This is a genomic window from Rathayibacter sp. AY1B6, assembly GCF_002932755.1.
In the GTDB taxonomy this organism is placed as follows: domain Bacteria; phylum Actinomycetota; class Actinomycetes; order Actinomycetales; family Microbacteriaceae; genus Rathayibacter.
The window spans coordinates 189,061-200,899 of sequence record NZ_PSWL01000002.1 but is presented as its reverse complement, the minus strand read 5'-3'; the positions used below and the strand labels follow the sequence as shown (position 1 = coordinate 200,899).

The window sequence follows — 11,839 nt, the reverse complement described above, 5'->3', positions numbered from 1 at the left end:
GTCCCCCTCGACGCGGTCCCGCCTCCGGCGCCCCCTCGCCGGCGGTCTCGCGGTGGTTCTCGCCGCCGCGGCGCTCACGCTGGTCGGCGCACCCCCCGCCTCCGCCAACCGCTTCTACGACGCGTGCACGACGGACGGGAGGTTCACCGTGCCTGCGAACGTCCACACCGCCGACGTCACCGCCCGGGGAAACCGTGGAGCCGACGGTCAGGACTTCGACAGCGTGGGGAACACCGGGGGCACCGGCGGCGCCGGCGCCGCTTTCACGCTCTACGACGTGAAGGTGACGCCCGGTCAGACGATCTACTGGGGAAGCCTCCGGAGCGGGGGCTTCGAGGGGGGTGGGGACGCCAAGTGGGTGTCCTTCAGCGAACCCGACGAGAACTGCGACCCCGTCGGCGGCGACGTCATCGCCGTCGCCGCGGGCGGAGGAAGCGGATCGAGCGCGACCATCCTGTACGACGGCTCCGACGGCGGTGCCGCCGGCCGGCCGGGCGAAGCAGGCCACGGCACCGGCGGCTTCCCCGGGGGCGGCGGCGGCGGCGCGACGATCGACACCCCGGGGGTCGGCGGCAGCGGTGGCGACACCGCCTACCTCGGCGGCTTCCTCGATGCCGTCCCGACGTTCGGCTCGGAGGCGAGCGGCGGGACCGGGCACATGTTCTGGGACGGCCTGGGCGCCGACCCTCACGGCTTCGGTGGAGCAGGCGCGCGGGCCTCGGGCGACGTCTACGCCAGCGGCGGACAGGGCGGCGCCGGATCGGCGGGCGGCGGCGGAGGCGGTGCGGGCGGCGGCGAGTTCATCTACACCAGCCTGGGAGCGGCCGGCGGCGGAGGCGGAGGCGGAGGGAGCTGGCCGATCGCCGATCCCGGACTCAGCCCCTACAAGGTCGGCGACGCACTCGTCTCCTGGCTCCCCGACGCCACCATGACGGTGAGCGCGTCGACGACCGCGATCGACGTCCCCACGACCCTCACCGCCACTCTCTCGAAGAACTCCTACCGGGACGTCGACACCGGCTACACGAGGAAGCCGGACCAGATCGGCGGAGGATCGATCTCGTTCACCGAGTTCACCGGCCAGACGCAGCGACCGCTCGGCACCGTCACGCTGACCGGTGCGGAGACGTCCGAGACCGTGAGCATCGAGGTCCCGGAGGGATTCGCGCGCGGGAGCCACGAGATCCGCGCGCTCTACACCGGATTCAACGGGTACAACCGGGATCCCGTCGTCTACGCGCGGACGCCGATCACGCGCTCGACCTTCACCCTCACCGCGCAGACCGGGCAGACGATCGCGTTCCCGGAGCTGACCGGCCTCGACACCGACGGTCGGGACCTCGTCCTGCAGGCCACCGCGTCCTCGGGTCTGCCGGTGACCTACGTCAGCACCACTCCTGACGTGTGCACGGTGACCGCGGGACGCGCGGTCGGCCGGGTCGGCGGGCTCTGCTCCATCACCGCCTCCCAGGCCGGGGGCACGGGCTGGACCGCGGCTCCGGACGTCGTCCGCACCAGGACTCTCTCGCCGAGGTCCCAGTCGGTCGCCTTCGCTCTGGCGGGCTACGCGTACTCGACCGGGTCCTACTCGGTGACCGCGACGTCCACCTCGGGTCTCCCGGTGGACTTCACGACCACGACGCCGGAGGTCTGCCGGCTCGACGGCACTCCGTTCCTCTTCGAGGGACTGAGCCGGTCCGTGTTCGCGGGCGTCGCCGCGGGGACCTGCGTCGTCCGCGCCGGCCAGCCCGGTGACCAGCGCTACGCGTCGGCCCCGGCGGTCGAGACGAGCTTCACGGTGGTCGCCAAGCCGGCGGAGGAGGTGGTGCGGAAGGCGCAGAGCATCGACTTCCGCCTCCCCACGAGCGCTCTCACGACGGATGAGGACGCCGACCTCCGCGCCAGTGCCGGCAGCGGCCTGCCGGTGACGGTGACGAGCACGACCCCGGAGGTCTGCTCGATCATCGGCGGCACCTCCGTGCGCAACCTCCGCCCGGGCACCTGCACCATCCGCTTCGACCAGGAGGGCTCGGAGCTCTACCTCCCCGCGCCGCAGCGCACCGGATCGTTCACCGTCGACCGCCTCCCGCAGAGCATCGTCTACGACTACCCGCACGGCATCGACACCGCGCGCTCCGCTACCTACTCCCCGGTCGCGACAGCCACGTCGGGGCTCCCCACGACCTACGGCGCGACCGGCGGCTGCACCATCGCCGACGGCGTGGTGACCTTCACCGAGGTCGGCGAGGAGTGCGTCGTCACCGCCGACCAGCTCGGGAACGCGGACTACGCGCCCGCTCTGCAGCGGTCGTCCACCTTCACGGTGCGGAAGGGCCCCCAGACGATCACCCTCGCCTCGACCCCTCCCACGACCGGAGCCGTCGGCGACACCGTCACCCTCACGATGACCACGAGCTCGGGCCTGCCCGCCTTCGCCGTCGCCTACGACGCCTGCCGCACGACCCGGGTCGATCCGGGCTCCGTCGACATCCTCCTCACCGCTGTCGGCACCTGCTCGTACTACGCGTTCCAGCAGGGCGACTCCACCTATCAGCAGGCTCCGAACGTCGCCGGCACCGTTCAGGTGACCCTTCCGGCCCAGACGATCGCCTTCACCTCCACTCCCCCCTCCCCCGCCGTCCCGGGCGGCACCTACACGCCCGCCGCGACGGGCGGCGCGTCCGGGCAGCCGGTCGTGCTCGCCGCCTCGGGCGCCTGCACCCTGACGGACGGCGTCGTCACCTTCGAAGGCTCCGGCACCTGCACCGTCACGGCCGATCAGGCCGGGGACTCCGGTCATCTCGCCGCTCCGCAGGTCTCGCAGACCATCGCGGTGGGCCTGGCCGCCGGGTCCGTCTCGTTCGGCGGCGAGGCTCCGGGCGACGCGGTCGTCGGCGGATCGTCCACGCCGGTGATCGTCCGAGGCCCCTCCTCCGCGGATCCCCGCCTCACCGCCTCGGGGGCCTGCTCGGTCTCCGGCGGCTCGGTCTCCTACGACCACGCCGGCTCCTGCACCCTGACCCTCGAGCAGGCCGGCGACGCTGCGCACGCCGCTGCTCGCGCCGACCGCGCCTTCACGATCGGCAGGGCTGCGCAGACGGTCGCCTTCACCTCCACCGCTCCCGCGGCGGTCGTCGGAGGGACGTGGACTCCGACCGTCACCGGCGGCGCGTCGAGCGCCCCGACCGTTCTCCGGACCGCCTCCGCGGCCTGCACCGTCGCGAACGGCACCGTGACCTTCGCCGCTCCGGGCGACTGCGTGCTCACCCTGGATCAGGCCGGCGACGCCGACCGGAACGCCGCCCCGCAGGCGACCCGCACCCTCGTGGTGACCGCCGCGTCGATCCAGAAGAAGCCGCAGACCGTCGCCTTCACCGCGAACACGTCGGCGACCCCGACCACCGGAGTCGCCTACTCGCTCGCCGCGAAGGCCTCCTCCGGTCTCCCGGTGGCCTACACCGCCACCGGCCCGTGCACCGTCACCGCCGCGGGAACGGTGACCCTCACCGGGACGAGTGCCTGCACTGTCACCGCCGCCCAGGCCGGCGACGGCACCTGGGCCGCCGCGACCGCCACCCGCATCGTCAAGATCGTCTCCGGCAGCCGCGCCGACCTGAAGGTCGCCCTCACCCCCACCGCCACGAAGATCACCGGCAGGACCCTCACCGCCACCACCACCGTCACCAACGTCGGCACCCGCGACAGCGGATCCACCGTCATCCAGATGATCGTCCCCACCACCGTCACCGACATCGGAGGCGCCACCCGCACCCCCGGCAAGATCGCCGGGACCACGGTCCTCACCTGGAAGATCCCCACCCTCGCAGCCGGACAGAGCACCACCAGGACCATCGTCCTCATTCCCAAGACCGGCACCTCCACCATCACCGCCAAGAGCTCCACCGCGATCGGCGACCCCACCCCCGGCGACAACACCCTCACGAGGAGCTACAAGAAGTAGGCACGACCGGGGGCGGCAGCGGAGGCGGTCCGGCCGTGCCGCCGTCCGTCGTCCCGCGACACCGACCGGGCGGGATCCGACAGGCCGGAGCCCCCGACGGGCCGGATGCGCCCCGCCGCGCCTGTCCGGGGGTGCCGGCTCGGCCCGGCGCCGGTGACACGTGGCGCGGTTCTGCCAGGATCGACAGCAACACGCTCATCGTCTCGATCCGGTCCGCCGGATCCCTCCTCGACAAGGACGGCCCTGTGGGAATTCGCGAGTACGGACGACTTCTCCGCAGGGGCTGGCTCGTCATCTCGATCTTCGTCGCCCTCGGCCTCGCGGCCGCCTCCGTGGCGACCATGGCGTCGGAGTCGGAGTACCGGGCGCAGACGACCGTGTTCGTCTCCGTCGCGACCGCCGACAACCAGTCCAGCGCCGAGGTCGGCGCCTCCTTCACCAGCGCCGAGGCCCGGGTGGCCTCCTACGTCGCGCTGGTCGACTCGAGCTCGGTGCTGCAGCCCGTCATCGACGACCTCGGTCTCGACATGACCGTCGGCGATCTGGCGGGCGAGGTCACGCCGGCCGCGCTCCCCGGCACCGTCATCATGAGCATCGACGTCGTCGACGCCGACGCCCAGCAGGCCGCGCGGATCGCCGACTCGGTCGCCGAGAGCCTGCGCAGCTACGTCGCCCGGATCGAGCGCCCCGTCACGGGCGGCGCGAGCCGGGTCGACGTGAAGGTGCTCGAGGCCGCGTCCGTGCCGAGCTCGCCGCTCAGCCCCGACCTGCTCGTCTACCTCGTGCTCGGAGGAGCGACCGGCCTCATCCTCGGCGTCGGCGTCGTCGTGCTGCGCTCGCTCGGCGACTCCCGCATCCGCTCGGCCAAGGACGTCGCCGCCGGCACCACCCTGCCGGTGCTCGAGTCGATCCCCTACGACACGGCCGTCCGCCGCTCCCCCCTCGTCGTCGACGGCCGGAGCGCCGTCGCCGAGTCGTTCCGGATGCTGCGCACGACGCTCCTCTTCGGCTCCGGCACCCACGAGCGCACCCTGCTCGTCACCTCCGCCCGCGAGGGCGACGGCAAGAGCACCGTGGCCGCGAACCTCGCCGTCTCGATCGCCCAGATCGGCCGCACCGTGGTGCTGATCGACGCCGACCTCCGCGACCCGGCGCAGTCGACCGTCTTCCGCCTCCCCACGGGCGGACCGACCCTGGCCGACCTGCTCCGCACCGGCACCCTGCCCGCCGACGGGTCGCTGCCCGTCAGCGCCCAGGGCGTCACCGTGCTCACGGCCGGCGGCAGCCAGGCGAACCCGAGCGACCTGATCGGCACCCCTGCGATGGAGCGCGTGATCGCGCACCTCTCGCGCCGGTACGACCACGTGATCGTCGACTCCCCCGCGATCCTCTCGGCCACCGACGCGGTGCTGCTGGGCAAGATGGTCGCCACGACGGTCCTCGTCGCGGGCGCCGGCGTCTCGTCCTCGGCCGACCTCGTCGCCGCGGCCGACCGCCTACGGGACGTCGGGGGCGACGTCCTCGGGACCGTTGTCGCGCAGGCTCCCCGCAGCACGGTCGTCACCGCCGCGGCGACGGCGACCGCCTGAGACGCGGGAGCGCTGCAGCCGGTGCCTGCGTCCCTCCCCCCGGGGAGTGACGACGTGCGCTCCGGTGCCGGCGCGCGGCCCGTCGAGGTGGGCGGCGTTGCGCGAGGGTGAGGGCTCGCGGACCCGGGCCGTGCCGGGGCGCACCGCCTGCTCGGCCCGCCCCGCCACGATGCCCATGCCGCAGACGATCCAGAGCGTGTACGCCACCGGACCCTCCTGGAGCGTCGGCAGCACCGTGTAGCTGACCAGCGTGCCCGCGACCACGGCCGTGGGCAGGAAGCCGTCGAGCGTCGGCGCCCGCAGCCCGCGGAGGAACAGGTACACCAGCAGCGCCGCGAACAGCAGCATCACGAGGATCCCCGACTCGATCGCGAGCACCAGGAAGAAGCTCTCGACCAGGACGCTGTCGGTCGAGTACAGCTGCGCGCGCGGGCCCGCCTTGCCGAGGCCGAAGCCGAACGGGTGCGCGACGAGCAGCGGGATGTTCTCGAGCAGGCTGTCGCTGTGGCCGATCAGCGACGGGTCGGCGACGTGCGAGATCACCTTGTCGATGTAGAGGTAGAGCGTGACCCCGCCGACGGCCGCGGCCGTGGTCACGGTGAGCATCGCCCAGACCAGCATCGGCTTCGCGCGGAACAGCGCCCAGGCCACCAGCGTCACCGCGAGCATCGCCAGGCCGATGTAGCCGCTCCGGGACTGCGTCAGGTACACCGCCACCAGCGGCAGGAGCGTGAGAGCGCCCTTCAGCCACAGTGGCCAGCGCGGGCGTGTCCACAGCACGGCCAGCGCGATCGTGACGGCGACGGCGCTCTCGTTCGGGGCGCTGTAGGGGCTGAAGCCGCGGGGCACGATGCTGCCGGCGACGAAGAGGGAGGAGGGGAACGGCGTCCCGGGGGCCAGCGGGAACACCCCGAGGGTGAACAGCCAGTCGAGCCCCTGGTTCCAGGTGAGGATCGTCGTGATCGACGAGAGCTGCAGCGCGACGACGAACGCGGTCGCGAGGATCGCGAGGTGGCGCTTCTCGAGTACCGCGGGCACCACGATGAGCGCGAGGAACGGCAGGAAGTCGTTGCGCCAGCCGTAGGCGGCCTGGATCGGGTTCTCGGTCCACACGGCCGAGACGGCGCCGAGGCCCACGATCATCAGCACGAGCACGACGATCGGCACCGGCACCCGCTTGATCCGGCCGCTGACGAGCACGAGCAGGAAGAGCCCGAGGACCGTGGCGTCCTTGATCGCGCCGAACGCGGTCGCCGTGGCGCCCGGCAGGAACGCGGAGGCGACTCCGTTGGCCGGGAGGGCGAAGACCAGCAGCAGGACGCCCAGCCACGGCAGGCCGAGCCCGTCGCGGCCGAGGAGGGCGCGGAGCGTGCGGCGGGTGCGCACCGGTCCGCGGGCGACCGTGCGGGAGCCCGCCCGGGGCAGCGGCGCCGCGGCGCGGGTCATGCCGCGCCGCCCCGCATCGTGAGGCGCCGGACGACCAGCGGCACGTCGGAGGGCCGCGGGACGATGGTCCGCGCCGGCGGCCGGATCGCGAGCACCATCACCACCAGCGCCGTCAGGATCCCGCTCGCGTTGGCGATGGCGGCGGCGATCGCGCCGTTCGCCGGGCTGAACGCGAACAGGAGCACGAGGCAGGTGATCAGCCCGGCGCCCTGCGCGACGGTGAGGCTGATGCCGCGGTTGCGCGCCGAGAGCACCTCGCCCGCGCTGACGGTGACGACCACGAAGACGGAGCCGAGGATCGCGAAGAGGACCGCGGGCATCGCCTCCGCGAACTCGTCGCCGAAGAGGAACGGCACGCCCCACGGAGTGACGACGGCGAGGAACACGGCCGAGGCCAGGCCGACCGCGAAGGCCGAGCGCAGCGCGTCGCCGGTCGCGGTGACGCGGGCGCCGCCCTCCGTCCGGCTGATGTCCGAGAAGACCGGAGCCGCGACCGCGTGCGCGAGGAACACGGGCAGAGTGCCGATCGTCACGGCGACCGAGTAGAGGCCGGCCTGGTGCGAGCCGATCAGCGGCAGCATGATCACCTGATCGAGGCGCTGGTAAGCGGCGTCCGACGCCTGCGCGCCGTAGAAGGTGACGGAGCCGCGCACGAGCGGCCGCCAGGGAGCCGGAGCGGCTCCGCGCGGGCGGTCGAGCAGCGAGCCGATCAGCGCGGTCATCACGGAGCCGGCGAAGTTCGACCAGATCACGCCGGAGACGGTGATCGAGTCGAGCAGGAACAGCACGACGATCCCGCCGACGTAGACCAGCGGCTGCGTGGCCTGGAGCAGCGCGACCGCTCCGAAGCGGCGCTGCGCCCCGACGACGCCGATGTCGATCATCCAGCAGACCATGAGCGGAGTACCGGTGATCGCGACGAACACCGCGATCGTGGCCGCCTCGTCGAGCGCCGAGAGGAGGGTGGAGGTGAGCAGCCAGGCGATGAGCGCGGCCGGGATCGCGGTCAGCAGCGCGAGCCGCCGGGCCGTGCGCACCGCGCCGAGGTCGCCCGCCGCGGCGAGCACGCGCCGGCGGATCTCGAGGGGCATGCCGAGCGCGAGGACGATCGGGATCAGGTACATGGAGGCGAGGGCCGCGGCCGTCTCGCCCCGTCCGCTCGGGCCGAGGGACTGCGCGATCAGCGGGGCGCTCACCAGGCCGAGCGCCGCCACCGAGAGGCGGCTCGCGAGCATGGTGATCGGGGAGTTCAGGAGGCGCAGCAGCCCGCTCACGAGGCCTCCGCGGCTCGGGCGCCGACAGCGGCGAGCAGCCGCTCCTCGAAGCCGTCGAGAGCGAAGGTGCCGGTCTCGTCGTGGACGGTCAGGTGCATGCTGTCGCGCATCGGCGCGACCTCGACCCAGACGCCGAGCGGGAAGCGCAGGTGGGCGGGCATCCCGCCGACCATGGTGTCCGGCTCGATCCGCGGCAGCAGCTCCTCCGGGACGGGCACCTCGGTCGAGGGCAGGGAGACGTGGATCTCCCACGGCACGCGGGGCGTCCCGCGCGGCGGGCGGAGGGGCGCCAGCGGGTGCTGCACGAGGGTCTTGACGCTCAGCAGCGCGCTCGCCAGCAGCCAGGTCGCGGGGAGGCCGGACCTGGTGGCCGCGGACAGCCGCTCGAGGAGCGAGGTCGCGGACCAGTCGTCGGCGCGGAGGCGGCCGAGCGGGAGGGAGGGAGAGAGGTTGCCGCCGACCTCCGTGCCCTTCGCGACCCAGCGGCGGCCGTCGACGGGGACGACGACGCGGAAGTCGAGGCCGTCGGCGGCGCAGTCCTGCAGGCAGCGGAGCACGAGGCTCGCGGTCTTGAGCGACACCGGCGGGCGGGCGGGGCGCCGGCCCTCGCGCGCCTGCTCCGGGGTCGCTGCGACCGCCCGCAGCGTCTCGGGGCCGAGCACGGCGGTCACGAGGCGCGCGCGGCGGTCCGACTCCTCCTTCGAGAGGGTCGCGTCGAGCTGGTAGCCGGTGCCGGTCGCGGCGGTCAGGGTGCGGAAGGTGTCGCGGGCCTTCCTGGCGCCGGCGAGACCGGTGAGCTCGAAGCGCTCCACGACCTCGCGGAGCGGTGCGGCGGCGAGCGGCTTCCGGGCGGTGCCGTCGGCCCCCGGAGCGCCCAGCTTCTCGATCACGAGCGCCACGACCGCGGTCGCCCCGGTCCCGTCGAAGAGGCTGTGCGGGAAAGTGAAGCCGACCGTCGCGCCGTCGAACAGGATCCGGAGCGGCAGCTCGCCCGGCGCGAACTGCGAGGCCAGCAGGCGGTGCGCCAGGTCCTCGCGCTCGAGGGGGCCGTCGACGACCCGCACCGCGCGCTCGGCCGCGTCCAGGGCGGCCGCCACGTCGATCCGGCGCCACCCGCGGAGCCGGGTACGGCGCCGCAGGAGCACGGCGCCGCGGGGTGAGAGGAGGACGTCGCGCAGCGCGGTCCGCACGCGCTCCGCCGTCACGCCCGTCAGCGGGCCGACGTGGTAGCCGATGAGGAGGTCGTCGTAGCCGAGGTCGCGCGGGGCCCTCACGCCCGGCTCCTGCTCGCTCCCGCGCCGGCCCGCTCGGCGATGACGCTGAGCAGCGAGCGCTCGTAGCCGGCGTTCACCTCGGCCCAGGAGTAGGAGTGCACGGCCCGCAAGTGCCCGCGGTACGAGAGCCGCTCCTGCTCGATCGGGTCGTTCAGCACGGCGAGGACGCCCTCGGCGATCGCGTCCGGGGTGGGAGCGACGAAGCGCCCCGCCTCCTGGAGCACCTCACGGTTGAAGACGGTGTCGCGGGCGACGACCGGGGCGCCGCAGGCCATGGCCTGCACCAGCGCCGGGTTGGTGCCGCCGACGCTGTGCCCGTGGAAGTAGGCCCCGGCGTGCTGCCAGAGGGAGTGGAGCCGGGTGTCGTCGCTGACGTGGCCGAACCAGTGCACCCGCGCGTTCTGCTGCGCGAGGGCGCTGACCGCCTGGTCGATCGGGCCGCCGTAGCCGGACGAGCCGACGATCACCACGTCCTGGGTCCGCGCGATCCGCTCGGCGGCCTCGATGAACTCGGGCACCGTGTTCTCGGGGACGAAGCGCGCCACGATCAGCGCGTAGCCGCGGTGGGTCAGCCCCGGCTCGACCGGGTGCTCCGGCGGGACGTCGCCGCCGTAGGGGATGACGTCGCCGTCGCGGCCGAACTCCCGCTTCCAGCGCGTCTCGATCGCCGCGGCGTCGTAGACCATGCGGTCGCCGTGACGGGCGGTCCAGACCGCGCCCTGGTGGAAGACGAACTTCGCGAACCGGCCCCACTTGGCGCGGTCCCACTCGATGCCGTCGACGTTGACGACGGTGGGGATGCCGCGCTGCCTGAGGATCGGCAGCCAGAAGCCGTTGGCGCAGTTGAGCACCAGGGCGACGTCGGGCTTGCGCTTGGCCGCGTCGAGAGCGGCCGTGAGTCCGTAGGAGAGGGTGCTGAGCGACTTGCTCTCGACACCCCGCGTCTGCCGGGTGATCACCCGCTCGTCGCGGTCCGGGTCCAGGAGAACCGTGGTGCCCGGCCTCCCGTAGACCGTGACCTCCCATCCCTGCTCGGCCAGATATGGCGCGAGACGTCGGACCGCTGTCTCGAATCCCCCGTAGTAACTGGGATAGCCCCGCGTGCCGATAATGGCGATCGACCTGCCCATGTCCCGGTTCTCCCTTTGTCGTGCTTCGCCTCGACACAGGCGATCGCCGTATCGGATCTGCTGTCGCAATACCAGGCGTATGCGACGGTGCACAGCATTCATTCGACGGGCTACTCGCACCCCCGAAGGCGGGTATCGGCGCTCATACTAGCGGCGAACGTACCGCCGTCCGCCACCGCTGGAGGGACAGGATCGCGACACCCATCAGGAAGAAGATCGAGAGGATCAGGACAGTCATCCCGATGATGATCCGGTCCCCGCCGGAGAGTTCCGGGTCGAGGAACTCGTACACGTAGCGCGAGGTGAGAGCGCCCCGGACGAAGGTGTAGGCGAACCACAGGACGGGGAACACCATCACCGCCCAGACCAGCCGGAGGTCGACCGGGCGGGTGCCGGGGACGGCGAGCAGCTCGACCAGCGCGAGCGCCGGCACGAGCACGTGCAGCACCACCGTGCTCGGGTTCAGCTGGGCCGGGTCGCCGAGAACGGTGGGCCCGTAGATCACCAGGAACAGGCCCGACATGCTCAGCAGCGTGGCGGTGTTGAGGGTGCGGATCGCGGTGACAGATCGCGACTCCCCGTGCGCCGCGGCGCTCCTCCTGCCCCCGGATCTCGCGGATCTCCAGGCGCTCCGGCCCGCGATCGCGAAGGCGGCCACCGAGAGGATGTTGGTCAGTGCGGTGACCGAGCTGAGGAAGTCGGCGGTCGCGTCGGTGCCCACCTGCGTCTGGGCGACCACGACCGCGTTGAGCACCACGACCGCCCCCAGCGCGGCGACGGCCCAGCGGACGAGTGCAGTGCGGCGTCGAGCTCTCATGGGGCCCTCTCCTCGGTGCGGCGGCCCTCGGGCCGGTACTCGTGGGCGTCCGGTGCAGGAGTCCGTTCGCTACAGTCGGGACGTCCACGAGAACCCATTCCCAGACAGGGGTCGAATGCCCGGCACAGGTTCGCACCGAGGATCCCTACGGGTCCTGCTCGATGGTAATTGGTGGATTCGCGGCCCGATCTCCAATCGTGAGGTCATGCGAGAGATCACCTTCTCCTGGGCGAGACTCTTTCCTGAGGATTCACTTGTCATTGCCGTCCCCCTGACGGGGGTGGAGACGGCGAGACGGGAATTAGCGGGACTCGCCCGGATAGTGCCGACAAGACTCCGGCCGCAGGG

General features: G+C 72.8%; 6 protein-coding genes and 1 pseudogene. 2 read left to right on the top strand and 5 right to left on the bottom strand.

Features of this window, described 5'->3' with window-relative positions; genetic code table 11:
• Window positions 1–3,961 (top strand): annotated as a pseudogene (locus C5D08_RS17485) (DUF11 domain-containing protein); the annotation flags it as partial.
• A gap of 245 nt (window positions 3,962–4,206) precedes the next feature.
• Window positions 4,207–5,550: a polysaccharide biosynthesis tyrosine autokinase gene (locus tag C5D08_RS16860; protein WP_181110133.1), complete on the top strand. Its 1,344-nt coding sequence runs from the start codon at window positions 4,207–4,209 to the stop codon at window positions 5,548–5,550.
• Here C5D08_RS16860 and C5D08_RS01870 read toward each other — a convergent pair.
• The 5 genes from C5D08_RS01870 to C5D08_RS16855 form a co-directional block, all read right to left on the bottom strand.
• Complete coding sequence (locus C5D08_RS01870; protein ID WP_104275546.1) at window positions 5,458–6,996, bottom strand: O-antigen ligase; 1,539 nt, start codon at window positions 6,994–6,996, stop codon at window positions 5,458–5,460. The two genes, C5D08_RS16860 and C5D08_RS01870, sit on opposite strands and share 93 nt — an antisense overlap.
• Window positions 6,993–8,270 (bottom strand): lipopolysaccharide biosynthesis protein, encoded by a 1,278-nt coding sequence (locus C5D08_RS01865; RefSeq protein ID WP_104275545.1) that lies wholly within the window; start codon window positions 8,268–8,270, stop codon window positions 6,993–6,995. Before C5D08_RS01865 ends, C5D08_RS01870 begins: the two co-directional genes overlap by 4 nt.
• Window positions 8,267–9,544: a hypothetical protein gene (locus tag C5D08_RS01860; RefSeq protein ID WP_104275544.1), complete on the bottom strand. Its 1,278-nt coding sequence runs from the start codon at window positions 9,542–9,544 to the stop codon at window positions 8,267–8,269. Before C5D08_RS01860 ends, C5D08_RS01865 begins: the two co-directional genes overlap by 4 nt.
• Window positions 9,541–10,674, bottom strand: a complete 1,134-nt coding sequence (locus C5D08_RS01855) for a glycosyltransferase (RefSeq protein ID WP_104275543.1) — start codon at window positions 10,672–10,674, stop codon at window positions 9,541–9,543. The genes C5D08_RS01860 and C5D08_RS01855 overlap by 4 nt, the downstream gene beginning before the upstream one ends.
• Before the next feature lie 142 nt (window positions 10,675–10,816).
• On the bottom strand, window positions 10,817–11,491 hold the full coding sequence (locus C5D08_RS16855; protein ID WP_181110131.1) for a Pr6Pr family membrane protein: 675 nt from the start codon (window positions 11,489–11,491) through the stop codon (window positions 10,817–10,819).
• Between the last annotated feature and the right edge of the window lie 348 nt (window positions 11,492–11,839).

Excerpts from the sequence above, each read along its gene's own strand:
- C5D08_RS01870 (WP_104275546.1), bottom strand. The coding sequence starts at position 6,996 with ATGACCCGCGCCGCGGCGCCGCTGCCCCGGGCGGGCTCCCGCACGGTC.
- C5D08_RS01855 (WP_104275543.1), bottom strand. The coding sequence starts at position 10,674 with ATGGGCAGGTCGATCGCCATTATCGGCACGCGGGGCTATCCCAGTTAC.
- C5D08_RS16855 (WP_181110131.1), bottom strand. The coding sequence starts at position 11,491 with ATGAGAGCTCGACGCCGCACTGCACTCGTCCGCTGGGCCGTCGCCGCG.